17 protein-coding genes are annotated in these 18,365 nt (G+C 25.3%); 1 reads left to right on the top strand and 16 read right to left on the bottom strand.

Going from position 1 to position 18,365, the window contains the following annotated elements:
* Positions 1 to 3: 3 nt before the first annotated feature.
* The 16 genes from ACYUCG_RS10025 to ACYUCG_RS09950 all read right to left on the bottom strand — a co-directional run bounded on the left by ACYUCG_RS10025 (position 4) and on the right by ACYUCG_RS09950 (position 17,438).
* Positions 4 to 1,113: a glycosyltransferase gene (locus tag ACYUCG_RS10025; protein ID WP_460268540.1), complete on the bottom strand. Its 1,110-nt coding sequence runs from the start codon at positions 1,111 to 1,113 to the stop codon at positions 4 to 6.
* Between the two features lie 21 nt (positions 1,114 to 1,134).
* A complete protein-coding gene (locus tag ACYUCG_RS10020) occupies positions 1,135 to 1,587 on the bottom strand; it encodes a serine O-acetyltransferase (protein WP_124229315.1) in 453 nt (150 codons plus the stop codon).
* On the bottom strand, positions 1,588 to 2,664 hold the full coding sequence (locus ACYUCG_RS10015) for a glycosyltransferase (RefSeq protein ID WP_460268537.1): 1,077 nt from the start codon (positions 2,662 to 2,664) through the stop codon (positions 1,588 to 1,590).
* Between the two features lie 14 nt (positions 2,665 to 2,678).
* A complete protein-coding gene (locus tag ACYUCG_RS10010; RefSeq protein WP_460268585.1) occupies positions 2,679 to 3,518 on the bottom strand; it encodes an ATP-grasp fold amidoligase family protein in 840 nt (279 codons plus the stop codon).
* Positions 3,519 to 3,549: 31 nt separating this feature from the next.
* A complete protein-coding gene (gene pssE / locus ACYUCG_RS10005) occupies positions 3,550 to 4,029 on the bottom strand; it encodes a PssE/Cps14G family polysaccharide biosynthesis glycosyltransferase (RefSeq protein WP_124229318.1) in 480 nt (159 codons plus the stop codon).
* The gene (pssD, locus tag ACYUCG_RS10000; protein ID WP_460268536.1) at positions 4,026 to 4,484 is read right to left on the bottom strand and encodes a PssD/Cps14F family polysaccharide biosynthesis glycosyltransferase; all 459 of its coding nucleotides are present in this window, start codon (positions 4,482 to 4,484) and stop codon (positions 4,026 to 4,028) included. The genes pssE and pssD overlap by 4 nt, the downstream gene beginning before the upstream one ends.
* Positions 4,485 to 4,501: 17 nt before the next feature.
* Entirely contained in the window at positions 4,502 to 5,848 is a 1,347-nt protein-coding gene (locus tag ACYUCG_RS09995; protein ID WP_460268535.1) for a UDP-glucose dehydrogenase family protein, read from the bottom strand.
* A gap of 20 nt (positions 5,849 to 5,868) precedes the next feature.
* The gene (locus ACYUCG_RS09990) at positions 5,869 to 6,537 is read right to left on the bottom strand and encodes a sugar transferase (RefSeq protein ID WP_460268534.1); all 669 of its coding nucleotides are present in this window, start codon (positions 6,535 to 6,537) and stop codon (positions 5,869 to 5,871) included.
* Between the two features lie 198 nt (positions 6,538 to 6,735).
* Entirely contained in the window at positions 6,736 to 7,389 is a 654-nt protein-coding gene (locus ACYUCG_RS09985; RefSeq protein ID WP_460268533.1) for a CpsD/CapB family tyrosine-protein kinase, read from the bottom strand.
* A 13-nt stretch (positions 7,390 to 7,402) separates the two neighbouring features.
* Positions 7,403 to 8,101, bottom strand: a complete 699-nt coding sequence (locus ACYUCG_RS09980; RefSeq protein ID WP_460268532.1) for a YveK family protein — start codon at positions 8,099 to 8,101, stop codon at positions 7,403 to 7,405.
* Positions 8,102 to 8,982: 881 nt separating this feature from the next.
* Positions 8,983 to 10,020 (bottom strand): FUSC family protein, encoded by a 1,038-nt coding sequence (locus ACYUCG_RS09975; RefSeq protein ID WP_460268531.1) that lies wholly within the window; start codon positions 10,018 to 10,020, stop codon positions 8,983 to 8,985.
* 938 nt (positions 10,021 to 10,958) lie between these two features.
* Positions 10,959 to 13,190, bottom strand: coding sequence for a sensor histidine kinase (locus ACYUCG_RS09970; RefSeq protein ID WP_460268530.1), 2,232 nt, complete (start codon positions 13,188 to 13,190; stop codon positions 10,959 to 10,961).
* Positions 13,165 to 13,869 carry a response regulator transcription factor gene (locus tag ACYUCG_RS09965; RefSeq protein WP_460268529.1) on the bottom strand — a complete coding sequence of 235 codons (705 nt, stop codon included), beginning with the start codon at positions 13,867 to 13,869 and terminating at the stop codon, positions 13,165 to 13,167. The genes ACYUCG_RS09970 and ACYUCG_RS09965 overlap by 26 nt, the downstream gene beginning before the upstream one ends.
* 229 nt (positions 13,870 to 14,098) lie before the next feature.
* On the bottom strand, positions 14,099 to 14,731 hold the full coding sequence (locus ACYUCG_RS09960; protein WP_460268528.1) for a hypothetical protein: 633 nt from the start codon (positions 14,729 to 14,731) through the stop codon (positions 14,099 to 14,101).
* A 72-nt stretch (positions 14,732 to 14,803) separates the two neighbouring features.
* The gene (locus tag ACYUCG_RS09955) at positions 14,804 to 15,313 is read right to left on the bottom strand and encodes a DedA family protein (RefSeq protein WP_460268527.1); all 510 of its coding nucleotides are present in this window, start codon (positions 15,311 to 15,313) and stop codon (positions 14,804 to 14,806) included.
* A 304-nt stretch (positions 15,314 to 15,617) separates the two neighbouring features.
* Positions 15,618 to 17,438: an FUSC family protein gene (locus tag ACYUCG_RS09950; protein ID WP_460268526.1), complete on the bottom strand. Its 1,821-nt coding sequence runs from the start codon at positions 17,436 to 17,438 to the stop codon at positions 15,618 to 15,620.
* Positions 17,439 to 17,550: 112 nt separating this feature from the next.
* Here ACYUCG_RS09950 and ACYUCG_RS09945 point away from each other — a divergent pair, with 112 nt between their 5' ends.
* The gene (locus ACYUCG_RS09945) at positions 17,551 to 18,336 is read left to right on the top strand and encodes a MerR family transcriptional regulator (RefSeq protein WP_240297608.1); all 786 of its coding nucleotides are present in this window, start codon (positions 17,551 to 17,553) and stop codon (positions 18,334 to 18,336) included.
* The last annotated feature ends 29 nt before the right edge of the window (positions 18,337 to 18,365 follow it).

Below are 18,365 nucleotides of genomic sequence, written 5' to 3'. Positions count from 1 at the left end.
AATTTAATTCTCTCCTTTATTTTGTAATTCTTCAACCACCTTTTTCATCTGAGTTTCCCAAGATAAATTATTTTTAGCATATTCTCTTATTTCTTCTTTATTCATTTTCTCAATATTTTTATATTTTTCAATTAAAATATTCATATTTATATTAGTTTCATTTTCATCAAAAGAAAAAACAAATGGTAATTTCATATCTATTAATCTATCATTATATGCTAATAATACTGGAATTCCTCTTGCTAAAAATTCTTTTGATTTTATTGGATCATGTCCACCTCCAGCTCTGAATAAAGCTAATGATGAAACACCTATATCCATATTCGAAAAAATTTCATCTAATTCTTTTCCATTTTTAGCACCTAAAAATTTCACACAATTCTCAACATTTAAATTTCTAGATAAATTTATTAAATTTTCTTTTTCATTCCCTTCACCAACAATGTAAAAGTTTATTTTATAACCACTTTTATAGTTACGTTTATAATAATCACTTATTCCTTTTATAACTCTATCATATCCATGCCATTTAGCAATATTAGCTATACCAATCAGATTTAAAGTATCCCCATTTTTTTCTACTTTATTAGACATATTAAAATTTTCTATATCTATACCATTATTAATTTTTATAGTTTTTATACCATAAATAAAATTGTATTTATTATTTGTTACAGCTAATCTAAAGACATACTTTTTTAACTTTTTCGTTATTATATTATCTAAAAATCCAAATATATCTTCTTTTAATTCCCCAGTAAATTCATTAGAATATGGATATGTAGGTATCTCTATTATTATTTTTATATCTTTTTTACTTAACATTTTTATTAATCTATAAAGATTTATATTTCCTTTTGAATATCTTATATAAGCAAAATCATAATTTAAATCAATTTTTTTTAAAAATCTATAATAATATTCATAGGAAAAAAATTTTATTACTTTTTTAATTCTATTATTATTAAAATACATTTCTCTATCTTTTAATCTTAGATAATCCATATTTATACCAAGATTTCTTAAAGCTTTTATTTCTCCATTTATTTTTTTACCTACACCAATATCCAAACTATAATTTTCATCTATTTTTGCTATGTAAATTCCTTTCATAAATATCTCCTATTTAAAATATTAATATAATATACTTCCCGCTTTAACTTTAGTTTTAGATTTTATGACAACAGGCCCAAATATACAAGAATTAGTATATATTATAACATCATCTTCAATGATTGGTTGCTTAACTAAATTCCCATTTATATTTTTTTCTTTTCCTGATCCTCCAATAGTAACTCCTTGATATATACTTACATTATCTCCTATTTTTGTTTCACATCCTATTACTACACCAATTCCATGTATCAATCTAAAGTTCTTTCCTATCTGAGCTCTATAATCTATATCTACTGAAAAAATAACTCTATTTATAAACCAAATTATTTTTGCTAAAGGAGTTAATTTTAATTTATAAAATTTATTACTTATTCTATATAATAGTACTGAATAATAACAAGGATTACTTAGTACTGCAAATATTGAATTGCTTTCTGTTTTATTTTTAAAATTTCTGAAATCATCAAACATCTATTTTACCTCATATAAAAATTTATGTTTTTTTATATAATTATCAGAATTAAATTTTTCTTTATAAACACTATATGCTTTTTCACCAAGTTCTGATAATTTTTTTCTATTATTAAATAAAAAAATTATCTTTTCTTTAAATGCATTTATATCCTTTTTCTTTAACAAATATCCATTTAAGTCATCTATAATTTCTTCATTTGTACCACCTATATCTGTTCCTATCACTGGAATTTTTTGAGAAAAAGCTTCGATTGGGGTTAATGGCAATCCCTCAATATAGGAGCAAAGTATAAATAAATCTAATAATCTAAGATGTTTAATAACATTTTTTTTACTACCCAACATAAATACTTTATTTTGTAAATTTTTATCTATTATATACTCTTTCATTTGCTGAAATTCTGGTCCATCTCCAATAAAAACAAATTTAATATTATTATTTTTAGCTGTTGTAAGTTCTGCAATATCAACAAAATCATATATGCCTTTATAATCAATTACCCTACTTACTTGTCCAACTATAAAGTAGCCTTGTTCTTTTAATTCAACGAGCTTTGTATCAACATCTTCATCAACATTGTTTTCGCATTCTATAGTATTATATATAGTTGTTATTTTATTTTCATCTAATTTTGATTTTTTTATTAATATATTTTTTGCTTCATTACTAACTGTAATTATATTTGTATTTTTTAATGCAATATTAGTTAATTTATATTTATCCTTGATACATAAGTGCTGTGTATGTACTATTTTTATATTTAATCCTTTTGAAGCTAATTTTGAAATTAAAGTAGTCATTCTATGGTGACTATGTATTATATCAATTTTATTTTTTCTTAAAATTTGTCTTACCTGAAAAATTATTTTAATTAAATTAATTATTGATTTATCATCTACATCACCAATTTTTATATTTTTTATACCTAATTTTTCAAATTCACTTCTCATTATTCCATCATTACTTGCAACAAATATTCTATTACCTTCTTTTTTAAATTCTTTTGCTAATTTTAGAATACATTTAGTATCTCCACCTAAATGAATAGAATTACTTATATATAAAATATTCATATTTTCTCCTTACTTTAATGATAATTTTTTAAATCAATAAGCTCTCCAAATTTCAAATCTTTTTCTAATGGATAAAACGGATCAGTACCATTAGCTGGTGTAAAAGTTAATTCCCCAAAATATATTTTCCCTTCTACTAAATATAAATCTACTCTTACATATGTAAAGTCTTCAGATAACCTTTCAGCAATATCTATCATATCATTAAGTTGTTTTGGCTTTTCCATTTTAGGTCCTTTTTGAACTTTACAAACCACTCCATAATCATTCCAATTTATATCATAATAATTTTCTTTATGTTGAACATACCTATCTCTATGTATTTCTATCATTTCAGCCTTTCCGCTAAAGCAATGTATTTTATAATCTGTAAGCGAACCTGTTTCATCCTCTAAATATTCTTCACAAATAATTCTTGATTTAACATTTTTGTATTGTTTTTCTTTTGTGTACTTATAAAATTTCTCTTTTTGCCATCTACATAATATTTTTTTAACTGAGTCTATATTAAGCTTTGACTTATCCTTGCAAATAATATTTCCGCCTGTACCATTTGTCATTTTTATAACAAATTTTTCTGGTAACTTTTCAAAACTAATATCTTTTACACTTTCATATACTCCAAATAATTTTGGAAAATAACCTTTACCCAACTTATTTTCTACATAACTTCTAACTTCATACTTATCAACATATTTTCCTTTCTCTTCAAGATTCCCATTTAATTTAATCCATTGAATTTTTTCACCATAATACCTTGGATTTTTTAAATTTAATTTCTTTTTATAACTTCTAGAATAATCTATATTTAATACTAATTTTGTTGGTAATAACATCCCAAACTTTCTTAACATCTTCTTCACAATTAATTCTCCCAATCTAAAATTATATTTTGCTAATAAAATTATCAATATTATCAACTATAACTTGTGTATTAGATTTATATTCTTTAAAATTTATTTTATCTAAAGATTTTATAGCTTCATTTAAATCTTCAATTTCATTTACTCCTAATATAAAATTCATATTTGCGAATTCATTAACTATTTCATATTGGTGATTATCAACATGTTCATTAAATTTCATATTCCTTGGAATAGCTATAACTTTTTTATTTTTTTTTACAGCGCCAATTATCGCTCCTGTACCACCATGAGTTATAACCTTATCACATATTTTCATAATATTTGAAAATTCATCTCTATTTAAAAAGTTCTTATATTTATAATTTTTAGGAATGTAAGTACTGTATCCAATTTGTGCAAAAACTTCTTCCTTAATAATTTCCTTATCAATTAAAATATCTATCTCTTTTAAAAGTCTATTAAATTGAAACTTTTGAGATCCCAAAGTAACAAATATCAATATATCCCCCCCTTATTTATAGCATTAGGATAAAACCCCCTTAAACTTTCCCACTGTATATAAAATTGATCTGCAAATTTATATATTAACTTTCCAGTTAATGTCGGAGATGTTATCTTTGCAAATGATTCTATAAATATTATTTTTTTTCTAAAAACTTTACATATAATACACATAGGAATAACAGATAATGCACCTGTTGATATTACTATATCTGGTTTTTCTCTCAAAAATATTTTTAATGATTTAAAAACATTTAAAATCATTAATGGTATAGATTTCATTTCATGCCTATTCACTTGATTCAAATAATATAATTTTTCATCAATATTTACTGAATAATTTGTTTTCTCCGTAACTATAAAACACTTATGTTTTTTCATAAGTGGCTTTAACATCATGAGTTGCTCAAAATGTCCTCCACTTGATGCTATGAAACATATATTTTTATTCATTATAAACTCCTATACAATTATATTAATGTAGTAGCTGCCTCTACTATTGCTTTTTCAATATTCTTAATAGGCATTCTTCCTACTGAATAATATTCAATATTTTTATTTTCTACATCATCAATCTCATAACAATTTCTACCATCAAATATTATAGGAGTTTTCATTAATGATTCATAACTATTAAGTTCTAATTCCTTTATTTCTTTCCACTCTGTAAATAAAAATGCCATATCAGCGTCTTTTAATGCTTCATATGGGTCATTTACATAATCAATTTCCGTTGGATAAAGTTTTTTAAAGTTTTCCATTCCAACTGGATCATAGGCTACTATTTCTGCTCCTTCATCTAGAAGTCTTCTTATATTAACTATTGATGGAGCTTCTCTTAAATCATCTGTTCCTGGTTTAAATGTTAATCCAAGTACTGCGACTTTCTTTCCTTTGAAGTTACCAAATCTTTTTTTAGCTTCTCTAAACATCTTTAATTTTTGATTTTGATTTACTTCTATAGTTGCTTTTATTGTTTTTATTTCATATCCATTGTCATTAGCTAGCCAATGTAATGCTTTTGTATCCTTAGGGAAACATGATCCACCATATCCTATACCTGCTCTTAAAAATTTATCTCCTATTCTTGAGTCATAACTCATCCCCTTGGCTACATCCTCTATATCTGCTCCAACTATTTCACAAAAATTTGCTATTTCATTCATAAATGAAATCTTTAATGCTAGAAAATCATTTGATGCATATTTTATCATCTCCGCACTTCTTCTATTTGTGGCAACTATTGGTTGATTGAATCTTTCATATACTTCTCTTAAAGTATTTTCCGCTCTTTCTGATTCAACTCCAATTACTATTCTACTAGCTTTTAAAGTATCAACTACTGCTGTTCCTTGAGCTAAAAATTCTGGATTTGAAGCAACTTCTATATGAATTCCATCTTTAACATTTTCTTTTAAATAAGCTTCTACCTTATCGTTTGTTCCTATTGGAACTGTTGATTTAACCACAACTAAACAATCATTTTCTAAATTTTCAGCTATTTGTTTACATACAGTAAAAACATAATCTAAATTCGCTGAACCATCAGCTCTCTCTGGAGTTCCAACCCCAATAAAAACTATATCTGCATTTTTATAAGCATTTTTATAGTCTGTTGTAAAATCTAATCTACCATCTTTATAATTTCTTTCTAAAAGTTCATCTAATCCAGGTTCATATATAGGTGATATTCCTTTTTTCATTATTGCTACCTTTTTCTCATCTACATCAACACAAGTAACATTGTGTCCAACCTCTGAAAGACAAGCACCTGTTACTAATCCAACATATCCTGTTCCTGCTACTACTATCTTCATATCTATTCATCCCCTCTTTATTAACTTGCACTCTCATCTCCAAAAAGCACAAAAAATGTTTTAAAAATTAACTTTATATCTAATAAAAGATTTCTATCTTGAACATACTTCACATCAAGTTTCATCCAATCTTCAAAATCTATATTATTTCTCCCCATAACTTGCCAATAACATGTTAATCCTGGTTTTACTTCTAATCTCTCTAACATCCATGGCTCAAATTTAGCTACTTCTTTAGGAAGACTTGGTCTAGGACCAACTAAGCTCATTTCACCCTTAAGAATATTTATAAGCTGAGGCAACTCGTCTATACTAGTTTTTCTTATAAACTTTCCAACCTTAGTTATTCTAGGATCATGTTTCATTTTAAACATTGGTCCTGACATTTCATTTTGCTCCATAAGCTTAACTTTAAGCTCTTCTGCATTACTAACCATGGATCTAAACTTGTACATATTAAATTCTTTACCATATTGGCCCACTCTTTTTTGTGAAAATAAAATACTTCCTTTACTATCTTCAACTTTTATAGCTATTGCTACAATTAAAAATACTGGACTTAATATGATTAATCCAAAGCTTGATCCAAAGATGTCTATTACTCTCTTAAAAAATAAGTATATTCTATTTCCTTGATCTGCTTTTATATATTCTTCTCCTTTTTGAACCTTCTCCACAGATTCATACATCAAGCTTTCCTCCTAACCAATAATTTTAATCTTAATCTCTATATAACTTACCTACTAAATTCCGTACTTAATATTAGTAAAATAACAATTAACTTAAACACTATAAATATTAAATATTATTACTTTTTTTCAGTTTTTTTACATAACAATTGACAACTTACACTCCTTATTTGGAGTGTTAAGTTGTTTTATTTAGTGTTAATCTTTCTTATAATAATGATAGTATTTTCCCCTTTGAGTTTCCTCACCATTAAATACTGTTCCTATTATATTAGCCTTAACTGCTCTTAATCCCTTTACAGCCTCTACTACAGCATCTTTCTTTGTATATCCATACTTTACAACTAATATTGTTCCATCAACCTTTGTTGAAAGTATTTTTGAATCTGTTACTGCATTAACTGGAGGAGTATCTAATATTATGTAATCATACTTTTCCTCTAATTGAGTTAAAAGATGCTCCATTGCCCTTGAAGCTAACATTTCTGCTGGATTAGGAGGAATTGTTCCTGAAGGTAATACATGAAGTCCTGATTCATGCTTATAAGCCACCTTAGAAAATTCAGCCTTTCCAATTAAAAATTCTGATAGCCCAATAGAATTACTTATTCCAAAGTTTTTGTGTACAACTGGTTTCCTTAAATCACAATCTATAATAATAACCCTTTTTCCATCTTGCGCAAAGGAAAGAGCTAAGTTAGCACTTGTTGTTGACTTTCCTTCTCCCGGCTCAGAACTGGTTATAACAATTGACTTAACAGGATTATCAAAGGAAGAGTATTGTATATTTGTTCTTAAGGTTCTATAGCTTTCAGCTGCCACTGACTGTGAATTACTTTCTAATATTAACATCTACTTTCCTCCTTTACTTTCCCACATTATCGTAGTCTGGAATTGTACCTATTATAGGTAACTCTAAAGTTTTTTCCAGGTCTTCTCTTGATTTAAATGTATTATCTAAGTATTCAAGTAAAAGTACTACGCCTACCCCTACCATAAGTCCTAAAACGAAAGCTATAAGTATATTAAGCTTCTTATTTGGGCTTACTGGATGTTCTGGAAGTTGCGCTTTTTGTATAACTTGAACATTTCCATTTGGAATAAGTTCCTTAGATTCTGAAATAAATTCATTTGTTATAGCTTCTGTTACTTTTAAGACATCCTTAGGATTTCCTCCCTTGAAGCTTAAATCTAATATTTGAGTATCAGCACTTGGAGTAACATTAAGATTATTTAAAATCTCCTTTATTTCCTTTTGATTATAATCTAAATTAGCACTTTTAACTGCCTTAGTAACTAAATCCGAAGTCTTTACAAGTTCTGCATAAGTCTTCATAAGTTTTTGATACATCATAACATCATTATTATTATAAGATGCATTTTCTTGAGTAGTCTCTTGCTTACCAATGAAAAGCTTAGTTTTTGCTTCATATTGTGGTTTTATAACAAAAAAACTTAATATTGCTGAAATTAAAGTAGCTGCTATGGTTATTAACGCTATTAGTTTCCATCTTTTCTTTAAAGCATAAACAATTTCTTGTAAGCTTATAGTATTTTCTTCCATGAATCCTCCTATTACTCTATTTAGTTTTTAATATTTTTAACAAATTAATCTCACTTAACTATAATATACCAAAATACTTCTTTCATAAAGCCCCATATAGTTTCTATATTTTACTTTTTAATATTTTAAATAATTATTTTTCAATTACATTACACTTGTATTTTAATTTAATTAAAATAATTTTCAAATAAATGTTTAAATTTGTATATGAATTATTTGTAAATTAATTATTTTAAAAAATATAGATTATTTTTTTCTATAAATACCAAATTATTAAAAATAAAAAGTTTTCATTTCTAAATAACATCAATTATTTTTTCAAATTGAACTTTTACCAAATAATACATTTGACTTTTTTCAACAAAGTCTTTTAATTGTTAATTTTTTGTTAATTCCAATCCGATAATGAATAAATTTAAATAGTTTATTATCATTTTTAAATTCGATCTCTTAATTTAATTATATGCCTAGATTTTTTTTACACCTATATTTTCACTACTTAAATCCTTGGTTCATTCTTATATTTATTATTAAAAAACCTAATAATAAAAGGCTTGTACAAAATCATCACTATAAAACTTATAAACCTCTTCCTTAAATCAAATAATATAAAACTTTCTATATTATTTTGCAATATAAAAATAATATATTATCTTACTTTAAGAATCTATAAATTTTATTAATGAGTCACTTTGATACAAGCCTCTTAATAATTTAATATATATTTTTCATTGTTATTGATATTTAGCTTAAGCATACTTAATAGGATTTTCTTAAAAGCTAATTTTATATACTTTGCAATAAAATCTACTTTTCTAAAATTAAACTTTATATACTTTAATGAGCTCTATAAAGTCATAATTACAACACAGTAAATTTATCTAAAATCCATCACTTACTTTGTCCATACTTTTTATTGTGTCTTCTAATTCTTCATTACTTTCATCTAATTTTAATCTTCCATAGATAACTTTATTTACTATTAAAGCTATACCTATTCCTACCACTATAAAAGCTATTCTCATAGGTACTGAAACTCCTGGTTGGAATAAAATCATTGCAGCCCCTAAAGAACTCATGGTTATGAATATCATCTTTATCTTATATTCCTTGATAAATGTGTAAATATAACTTAGGATAAGTAAAACTATACTACTAAACTGTTGTGGTACAAGATAAACAAATATTAATACAAATATTGCTGATCCTATTAAAGTACCAAAGAATCTTTCCTTAACCCTAGTCTTAGTGTCATCAAAATGTGGCTGAGTTATTGACATTGCAGTAATGCTTATCCACATTGATTTTTGAAAACCAAGTATACTTCCAAGTAACATAGCTATGGATACAGCAAGTGCCATTCTTAGTGAAAAGTTAAATTGAAGGGTATCTTTATTCATAGTTTTTATCATTTCACTTATATTCATATGATCAGAATCATCTTTTTTTCTATGACTAAAATAATAAACTAAAGCTATTAATCCTCCTCCAACAAATAAAGCTATAAGCCTTGTTGGCAATTGGCTCCATGTAATAGGAGTTCCCTCTATAAATACGTAACAAAGTATAAAAGGTAAATATGCCTTTGTTTCCATAGTATTAGTAACTAAATATGAAACTATAAATATGCTTATAAAATTTATTACAAATCCTAAAAATGGATTTATTGAAGCTATTTGACTTGAAACTCCCATAAGAACAAAGGATAACACTGTAGTTATAATAGCTTCATTTAACTTTAAACTTAAATGAACATCTACAAACATAAGCATTGCAGTTATGGCACATACCCCTATAAGACTATTGGAGCTTCCAAAGACAGCTCCATATAAAGTAACAAACAGAACTATTCCAATTATCAATATTAAATTACTTATAAGAATCTTAGGTTTTAAATTCTTTTTTATACTTTCTATCATTCTCTTTATTCCTCTTTTCCCTCTAGTCATTTCTTCTGTCGAGCATTATACCACATTTATAAATTTTAGTGAAATCAATTTTTCATGTAAAAAAATAGAGTTCAAAGCATTTTTTTATTACTTTGAACCCTTATTCATTACTTTATTAATATCTCTAGTATTTTTAAGAAACTTCTTTAAAACTTACCCCAAACTATTAGCTATATCAAAATAGATTATTCTAGAGTATTAAAAGCAACTCATAACTTAGATAAAAATTCAAATTTTAATTAATGAAAATAATACTAAAAATATTTTTAGTTTTATTTTTTCGCCCATTTATGTTTAAAATTTGACCAGTTTTGTATCTAATATTTAACTTTTTTTATTTAATTTTTATAATTTACTTGTATATATAATGAAATTTGGGAGGGAATAAAAGAAGAACTACGAAAAACATATTTATATTTATTTTATTTATAGCAATAGATTATTTTCTTTCTATTGGATTATTTATATCTTTAAACTTTATATTTTTTAAAATTAATAGTATTAAATTCAATGAAGATTATAAAAAATATAATTTTTACTTTTATTTTTTATCAAAGCTTATTCCTGCTTTTTTAATTTCTATATTTATTATTAAAAGTGATGAATTTAAACTTATTGGATTAATTTATTTAATATTTTCAGTTATTTATAAAATTATAGATTTTATAAAATTTTTGAATTATTTTGATAAAAAAGATTTCAAATAGAATCAATTTGAAGTATAACAAAATGGGTAACAAAATGAAATTAAAAAGTCATTTTGTTACCCCTAAAATTTTATATTTTACAAGGAACTTTACATAAGGCTTTGGAGTAAAGAAAACTGGAGACAATGAAAATTTAAAATTAATCAAAGTCCCCTTTAAAAATCTCATATGAAATTAAGTAAATATGTGTAAATCTTTAAATTACTTTTTCTTAAAGTTTATTATGGCTTTGAATAAATCACCATCTACTTCTATATGGAATTTTCCACCTTGAAGCTCAACAAAGCTCTTAACTATTGCAAGACCTAATCCTGAACCTTCTGTATTACGGGATTTATCCCCTCTTACAAATCTATCTGAAATTTCGTTAATATTAAAGGTTATTTCATCTGCTGAAATGTTTTTTATGATGACATCAACATTTTCTCTTCCATTCTTAATGTCTATATATACTCTTGAATTAGGAAGAGCATATTTAACCACATTAATTATTAAATTTTCAAATACCCTGTAAGTTCTTTGTCCATCTAGTGGTAAGATTACTTTCTCCTCTGGCAATGAAAGTCTCATATCTAAACCTGCTTCATTTATTTTATCATCTAATTCTAAAACTACTTGCTTCATAAGATATGAAATGTCCACATCCATTATATTCAAATTAATATTTCCAGTAGTAGCTTTACTTACTTCAAATAAATCTTCTATTAAATGTTTTAACCTTTGTGATTTTCTCTCTAAAGTTTCTAAGTAAGCTTTCCTTTTTTCTTCGTCTTCTTCTCCTTTTAATAGATCAACATAAGCAATTATTGATGTTAATGGAGTTTTTAAATCATGCGAAACATTTGATATAAGCTCTGTTTTCATTCTTTGACTCTTAACTTCTTCATCAACTGCTGCCTTGAATCCCTTTTGAATATTATTTAATTCATCTCTCATTGGATTAAAGAATCCACAATCCTCATCATCCTTAGAGTCTAAATTTCCATTTGATATTTCCTTGGTCTTTTCTAAAATTTTGTTATAGTCCTTTTTCCACTTATCTATATATTTTCTACCAAAGTAGAATAAAATTGCTGAATATATGACTACTCCAAATATTCCAAAGAACCAAACTGAACAAAGGATTGAAACAATCACAAAGTTTATTCCTAAAATTATTAAAAGAACCTTATCACTCTTTTTATTTAAATCTATTCCTTTAACATAGTTTACTAACTTTCTTAATACAGCAAATATAACCTCTTTAAATTTGTAAACTAAAACATTCTTCTTTATATAATTTTTAATTCCAATATTAAATATATATTTTACATAAATTACTTCATAGAATACAAATCCATATATGACCATCCAATAAAGTACATTAATTATATTAGTAACTATATCTAAATTCGGTAAGCTGGTCATTTTAAGAGCTTCACTTAATCCGCCCTGAAGGGTTGGAATTATTATAAGTCTTCCACTTTCAACTATGAACGCTAACATAATTGAAGCTATTATAAAGTTAATCTCCAAAGGAATTTTTGAAAACTTATTAAATCCTAAAATCTCTTTTGTATATTTAAATGGAATAAGTAAGGCAAGTAAAAAAGTAACTATCATTCCAATCATTATGAAAGGAGCGCTAGCACTCCCAAGTGCCATAACCTTATGATTTATTTCGTTGTAATATAAGTTATCTTGATATTCTAAAGTTTTTGGTACTGCATACACATAGGTCATATTTTCTATAGGTTTTGCTTCATATTCATTATTATAGGAAAAATAATAGGAATTCATATCTAATAATCGCTGACTTACCCTATGGCTATCCTCCCCATAAATTTTTTCTAAAGAAACCTTTCCTCTATTGTTATACTTAAGTACCATGTAAAATCTATAATAATTTTCTAAATCACCATTTTCATTATATGAACCCTTTGCTAGTGATTCAAGTAACCAATTCTGATCTCCTTTGGTTTCATATACTGTATTCCCCTCTTCATCCATAGCATATACTCTTAAGTTTCCTAAAGAATGTACTTTGTTTATAAGTTCTTTAACATGGGAATTTAACTCTCTCTTATCTTCATTTAAGTTATATTCTTTCCCCTCTTCACTATTAGATATATTTTCACTTTTTAAAGTGAATAAATCCCCTATAGGATTTAGTTCTTTGTCATTTTCCTCAGCTTTTTTCTCTAAATAATCATAGTAAATTCCATAGTTTGTATCAATTATTTTTTCTCTAAAATTATAATTATCAAGTAAACTATAACTTGTAATATAGTTTGGAGCATTTTTCTTTATTATAGGATATGATAATAATAAACATACAGATATAATTCCTATTAATATTAAGGTTATTATTGTAAAAACCCACTTTGTTTTATTAGTTCTATTTTCTTTATTAACTTGTAAGTTCTCCTTATTGCTTTTCGATTTTATAGCCAACTCCCCACACCACCTTTAAATATTTTGGATTTTTTGGATCTATCTCTATTTTTTCTCTTATATTTCTTACATGGACCATTACAGTGTCTGTGTTTACTGCATTTTCATTCCATACTCTTTCATATATTTCCTCTGCCGAAAAAACTCTTCCTGGACTTTTAATAAGTAATTGAAGTATCTTAAATTCTATAGGAGTTACTTTTATTATCTCTCCATCTAATATTACTTCTTTCCTATCACTATTAACTTCTAATCCACCTATGGTATAAGAATTTGTTTTCTTCTCATCCTTCTTTACCATGTTTAAGTATTTAGAATATCTTCTTAATTGAGAATTAACCCTTGCAAGAAGCTCTAATGGATTAAATGGCTTTGTCACATAATCATCAGCTCCAATATTAAGTCCTAAAATTTTATCCATATCCTCTGATTTTGCTGATAACATTATTATAGGAAAGTCATAACTTTCTCTAATTTTCATTACCATTGTTGCCCCATCCATTTTAGGCATCATTATGTCAACAACAGCTAGATGAATCTCTTCTTTTTCAACTATTTCTAACCCTTCTAAACCATTACTTCCTTTAAATACATTGTACCCTTGATTTTTTAGATATATTTCAATAGCATCTGCTATTTCCTTTTCGTCTTCAACAACTAAAATATTATATTTTTCCATCTCTTTATTACTCCCTTTTTTATTACTATATTTTTATTAGATGCATATAAATATCTAGCTTAACTTTATCTCTGTGCTTTTTAAATTTTAATCTTAATTTAATTAGTATTGATTTTAACACTTTGATAAGCACTACATAATTTCATAAATTTAAACTAGAATTTTTCTTTAACATTATAATTTATCCAATAATTTCAATATAATAATATCATAGAAAGCTTTTTCACTGTTAGAAACATAGCCTTTCCTTAACTATTTCCTTATATTCTTTAAAGTTTGTTAATACATCATTATCTATATTTCCAAAAACATCTGCTGAAAACTGTATTTTTGTAAAAGGAAGGGGTATGCCATAGTTATCTCCTCTCTTTTTTAAATTTAACTTCTTTGAATGTTCAACCTTTATTCCAACAAAAGGTTTATTTGAATCTTTTGCTAAGGAAAAAGCTATTTTCTTTGGCTCATGTAATGGGCCTATGGGACCATCTAAAGCTAAAACAACTAAGGAATCCTCCTTGCTCTTTTCCCTTAATTTCTTAAGAAACTCTTTCTTCTCAATATCATCTGGCATTTTAAGAGCATTAGCTCCATAAGAATTAAGAATATATTCTATATACTCACCTCTAGAATCATCCGCAATCACTACATTTACATCTAAGTCTTGATTTTTTTTAACTTTATAATATCTATTTAATTTTTTTAGTAGAAGATTCATAGAATAACTATTTTCCTGCCAAAACCCTAAAATACAATTATCCATAATCTCATCATCTATCTCATAAAAATTTTCAAAACTTACTGTACTTGTCTTTAGTACAAAGTTTAAATATCCATTGTAAACGCGCTTAACTACCGCCTTCAATTTAGTACTCCCCCCTAAACTTTATCTTTATATATTTTCAATTTTATTTTTCAAAAAAACACCTCCTTATTTCTATCCTAAAAATTTTAATAATTCCTCTCCTAAGAAATACCCTGATGATATTAAAACTGTATTCCATATAAAAATTCCTAAAGTTGCATAAGCACTATACTTAAAAAAATTTAATTTTAAAACTCCTGCTGGTATTGATATTACTGTCCTAGCCATTGGAATTAGTTTGCTTATTAAAATTCCTGTATAACCCATTTCTCTTAAATAATCAATTTTACTATTTACAAAGCTTTCGTGACTTGGAAATTTATTTAGATATTTTTTAAGAATTAACTCCCCTCCAAATCTTCCTATACAATAAAGTATCCAACTTCCTATTAGTCCTGCTATTACAGATACCAAAAGTGCTGTTATAAGACTCATTTCACTTTTAGAAACTAACACTCCTACTGCTGGCATTATTATTCCTGCAGGAAGCCCTGGTAAATTCATATATTCTAAAAGAATAATCACAAATAAAAATAAAAGCCCATACTCTGCAAAATAGTTTGTTATAGTTCCAAAATCCATACCCCTTACCTTCCAATTTTTAAAATTTATTTAATCTACATTTTTATTAATTTTGATTTTAGCTTTCCCTTTAACTTAACTTAATTTCTAAGGGAACTTCTATTATCTAAATTGTTAATTGCTTTCTTCTCATTTGCTACACTCTTATAATAAACTTTAAAAATAAAGAAACTCCTCAGATAAATCTAAAGATTTTCTAAAGAGTTTCTTAATATTTTTTTGATTTTAATTAGTAATCTTAATAGGACTTAATTTTTAACTTCTAAAATTTGGGGTAATATCATTTTTATATACTTTTTTATTCTTAATAAATTTCCTTTAGTTCTTCCTCTATTTTATGAAAAATTACATTTAATAACTTTTTATCTACATTAATATGTTTTGACGTAATTCCCCAATTTGAGTAATTTATAAATAATATAAGACATCTTATCTTATTCAAAATTATACTCTGTTTATATACTAAATCTTTAAGTTCTAAATTTTCAGCGATTAATTTATTTTCCATTAACTTAGATTCAATAAGGTTACAATCTAATAGAAGTTTAACTGTATTCTCATTATATTCATCTTCATATAATATGCTCTTTAACTCACAAAGAAGTTTATTTGTTAATTCTAAATATCTTTCCTTTAAATCATATATAGAATTTTTTATGCTCTGTGGGAAAATAAGTTTATTAATTCCTAAAGCTATTACTATCCCTATTATTACAAATAAAAATCTATAAAAAGCTAAATATCCAACTGTACTTCTAGATAACCCCAAACTTAATGTCATAAGTGCTGTACATACAACCTTTTTATCATAATCCTTTTGAAAAAAGTAAAAGAACATTAATATTAATAGAAGTAATTCTAAAGGAATTATATGTGGGAAAAATGTAAATATAGAAATATAAATTATCACTCCTATTATTGTACCTTTAAATCTTTTTATTGCTTTTGTTAAGGTTTCTTCTTCATAGGGTTGTATAACCACATAAACGCTGGTAACAATCCATCTTCCCTGAGGTATTTTAAACAAATCTACTATAAACATTATTACAGATACTGCTATGGCTAGTTTTAATGAATAGGCTACCCTTAAATGTTTCACTTTTAAAGAACTATTTCCTATTAGTAGTTCCTTAAGATTAAATTTTACTTTAATTCTCTTCCTTGATTTCTTCCTATTATATTCATATAAATTATTTATATTTTTCTCTAAAAGTCTTATAAGTTCAGTACATTCCTCTAAAAAAGCATATTCTTTCTCAGTCCAATTATTTATGGTAAAGCCCTTACTTAAATCATCCTTTTGCTCATCAATATACTCCACTTTTCTTTCTAAAAATAAAGTTATATTTTCCAAATCATGATTTAATCTGTTTAAATAATCTATTACTGATTTAGATTTATTGTTAACTTTACCAACTTTATTGATTATTGAATTTATTCTTTCTAATATAAGTACAATATTAAAATAAATATCATCTTTATGATTTCCTATAAACTTATTATTGTTTCTTCCTTCAATCAAAACTAATAGTTTTCTTAATTCACTATCTATATAGATATTTTCCTTTTCTTTATAGCTTTCATTTATTATATGGCAGATTTCCATCTGTATATTTTTTATAGATCTTATGATTATATTATTTGAATTCTTTTTAAAATTTCTTCTATTAAATAATATGTGAATTCCAATAATAATGAAAACACCTACCCCCATAGCCACTAACCTTCTTGGCAACTCATCCAAACTAATAGGATATTCCCACATATACACATATAACAATAGGAAGATATAAGAAATAACATTTTTAAACTCTGTTGTATATATAAATGATACTGTAAAAAGTATTAAAAAGTTTATTATTAATCCCACAAATGGATTTATGGCAGATATATATGCACTTATGGCTAAAAATAAGTTTAATATTAGAAATATCATAGACTTATAAATTGGATATGAAGTTAAATCTAATCTTAGAAAAGCATATGATGCCATTGCTATTATTAATCCTATAATAGTGTTTTCCACTCCAAATATTGTTTTGTATAATCCCATTAATACTACAGATAAAACTGCAAATATTAAAGGTAGTTTAAATCTTTTTATATTCATTTGTTTAATTGTCATTGTAATTTTCACTCTTCTTATCTTTAATTAATAAAATTTATAATACTAAGTATTATAAAGTCTAGTATAATACTAGAGTAAAGACTTTTTTAGAAAGTGAGCGATTATTTTAATGGATAAATATTTTTCAATTGGTGAAGTTTCAAAAATTACTGGTTTGTCCATAGATAGACTAAGAAACTATGACAAAATAGGATTATTAAAGCCTTCTTATATTGATCCTAAAAGTGGATATAGATATTATTCAGAAAATAAATTTAGAAAATTAAGGATTATAAAATATCTTCGAAAAATTGGTACTCCCTTAAAAGAAATTGATTTAATACTAAATAAAAATATAGATTCTCAGGAATTTGCGAAGTTTCTTGAACTTAAAATAAGGGATATTGAAAAAGAAATTGAAAGTTTAAATATGATAAAAGAAGATATAAGTGAAATTAAGAATACCTTTGAATGTAACTTTAAACTAAGCAACATAAATTATATTCATAAAAAGTATATTGATGAAAGATATGTAGTAAAAAAAAGACTAAATAAAAATATAAATTTTGTTGTTTCCCATAGAGAGCAAGTATTTTCAAAGTTTAAATCAGAAATAAATAGTTTAGAACCTCCTCGTTCTCTAGAAAAAGGACTCTATTTACATACCTTAGAAGACCTAGAAAATAATAATACAGAGGTTTATATGCTTCTAAAAGATTATGAAAATATACATAATTTCATTATACCTAGTGGTAACTATTTATGTCTTTCATATAAAGAAAATGAACGTGATAAAGCTATTTTCAAATTAAAATCTTATATTGAAGAACATTATATTAAAGTTAAAGGACCAATTTTAAATTTAGTCTTAACAACACTTCCAAAGGAAGAATTTCAATTTCAAATTTTAATTTAAAATAGAATTTAAAATGTAGAAGATATAAT

Source organism: Clostridium sp. CTA-17 (genome assembly GCF_054767895.1).
The sequence above is the reverse complement of the archived record's forward strand: the minus strand, read 5'-3'. Positions and strand labels throughout refer to the sequence as shown.

Excerpts from the sequence above, each read along its gene's own strand:
- ACYUCG_RS10025 (WP_460268540.1), bottom strand. The coding sequence starts at position 1,113 with ATGAAAGGAATTTACATAGCAAAAATAGATGAAAATTATAGTTTGGAT.
- ACYUCG_RS10020 (WP_124229315.1), bottom strand. The coding sequence starts at position 1,587 with ATGTTTGATGATTTCAGAAATTTTAAAAATAAAACAGAAAGCAATTCA.
- ACYUCG_RS10015 (WP_460268537.1), bottom strand. The coding sequence starts at position 2,664 with ATGAATATTTTATATATAAGTAATTCTATTCATTTAGGTGGAGATACT.
- ACYUCG_RS10010 (WP_460268585.1), bottom strand. The coding sequence starts at position 3,518 with ATGTTAAGAAAGTTTGGGATGTTATTACCAACAAAATTAGTATTAAAT.
- pssD (WP_460268536.1), bottom strand. The coding sequence starts at position 4,484 with ATGAATAAAAATATATGTTTCATAGCATCAAGTGGAGGACATTTTGAG.
- ACYUCG_RS09995 (WP_460268535.1), bottom strand. The coding sequence starts at position 5,848 with ATGAAGATAGTAGTAGCAGGAACAGGATATGTTGGATTAGTAACAGGT.
- ACYUCG_RS09990 (WP_460268534.1), bottom strand. The coding sequence starts at position 6,537 with ATGTATGAATCTGTGGAGAAGGTTCAAAAAGGAGAAGAATATATAAAA.
- ACYUCG_RS09985 (WP_460268533.1), bottom strand. The coding sequence starts at position 7,389 with ATGTTAATATTAGAAAGTAATTCACAGTCAGTGGCAGCTGAAAGCTAT.
- ACYUCG_RS09980 (WP_460268532.1), bottom strand. The coding sequence starts at position 8,101 with ATGGAAGAAAATACTATAAGCTTACAAGAAATTGTTTATGCTTTAAAG.
- ACYUCG_RS09975 (WP_460268531.1), bottom strand. The coding sequence starts at position 10,020 with ATGATAGAAAGTATAAAAAAGAATTTAAAACCTAAGATTCTTATAAGT.
- ACYUCG_RS09965 (WP_460268529.1), bottom strand. The coding sequence starts at position 13,869 with ATGGAAAAATATAATATTTTAGTTGTTGAAGACGAAAAGGAAATAGCA.
- ACYUCG_RS09955 (WP_460268527.1), bottom strand. The coding sequence starts at position 15,313 with ATGGATTTTGGAACTATAACAAACTATTTTGCAGAGTATGGGCTTTTA.
- ACYUCG_RS09950 (WP_460268526.1), bottom strand. The coding sequence starts at position 17,438 with ATGACAATTAAACAAATGAATATAAAAAGATTTAAACTACCTTTAATA.
- ACYUCG_RS09945 (WP_240297608.1), top strand. The coding sequence starts at position 17,551 with ATGGATAAATATTTTTCAATTGGTGAAGTTTCAAAAATTACTGGTTTG.